At 37.9% G+C, this 1,307-nt stretch carries 1 protein-coding gene; it reads left to right on the top strand.

Annotated elements, in window-relative coordinates:
- A partial coding sequence (locus DD616_RS16560) for a hypothetical protein (RefSeq protein WP_208871938.1) occupies positions 1 to 1,168 on the top strand: 1,168 nt, incomplete at its 5' end.
- Between the last annotated feature and the right edge of the window lie 139 nt (positions 1,169 to 1,307).

The following is a 1,307-nucleotide window of genomic DNA, read 5'->3' on the forward strand; positions in this document are numbered from 1 at the left end:
ACCCCTTAGCCGGGCGTTAAACGTTTTTATCAACTTCAGAGCAGTAGTATTTAAAGGGGCGAAAATGAGTCAAAGTGTAATTTCGGATAATTGGTCACTGCAAAATATTGGTGAATTATTAACCGATGGTATTGACGAAAGCAAATCACATTACATAGCAATCGATAAAGAAAATGACAGTTATTCTTACGAAGATAGCTTGAGTGCCATCATTAATACTGAAGCACTGTTTGATTTGCTTACAGATATAATTTTACGTGATCAGATTTTAGTTGAAGAAAAGTTTATCCATGCTTGGAATCATGAAGGTAATCCATTTCAAGAAGCTGTATCTCAAGGTGTCATCCGGCCTTATCCTTTTCTAGTGGACTATAAAAGACTGCAAGGACCACGAGACGAATTTATTGACCGTTTAAGTCTAACATCAGATTTAAAGAAAGATCACGAAGAAAACCGTGTAGGTTTTCTTCAAAATAGATATGCTCCTCATGGTTATTTATCCCAAACTTTATGGGGTGGTGCAGGGATGTTGGCTAGAGGTTTTGTTTATGAAAAAGGATATACACCGCACCCTGTGAGAAAGCGTTTTTTTACTGATGCTGGAATAATGGTTTCAAACGAAGACTCAGTACTAAGACTAAACCGACTAGTCTCAGAGAAAAGAGCTTCTATAGCTTCATTACACAATGCTGGTAGTGAGTTATATGCATTAAATGTAAACATGCTTCCATTACCAATCAGAGTAATACAAGAGTCAAATACAGCGAGTGATATGATTAAAGTGGCTCTTCAATTAAGAAGTGAGTACCAAGAGCTAAGAGATTGGTTAAATTGCTATCAGCAAGCACTAAGTGATGGCAGCTATAAAGACATGAATAAATTTGCCAAAATTCTTCAATCTATCTCTTTGTACGTTGATTCAACAATTGGCTCCGTAGACTCTAACGCTCCTACATTCACCGCCGGTATTGGTGTACTTAAGGTGGCTGTAAAAGGACAGCCACTAAACACACTAGTAAACCAATTTGGCATTCGTTCCATGGTTAATAAATTGATTCTTAGCCGCAGCGGTACATCAGATCTGAAAAAATATTTGGGCTTCTTTGATCATAAAAATACAGTTGTCGGAATGAAGGTGGTTGAACATTTTTCGCAAAAAAACGTTTAACAAACGCTTTAAGACGGATTCGCAACGCATGGCATTTTTACTATGCGTTGACTTTAGTGATTTAGGTGGTGTGCGGAAACACGGCATTGCGTTGCTCACCACTTAAGCGGGCGTTAGGCAAAGTGAGTTTTTATCAGCT

The sequence above is a fragment of the Vibrio anguillarum genome (assembly GCF_003390515.1).
Classification (GTDB): domain Bacteria; phylum Pseudomonadota; class Gammaproteobacteria; order Enterobacterales; family Vibrionaceae; genus Vibrio; species Vibrio anguillarum.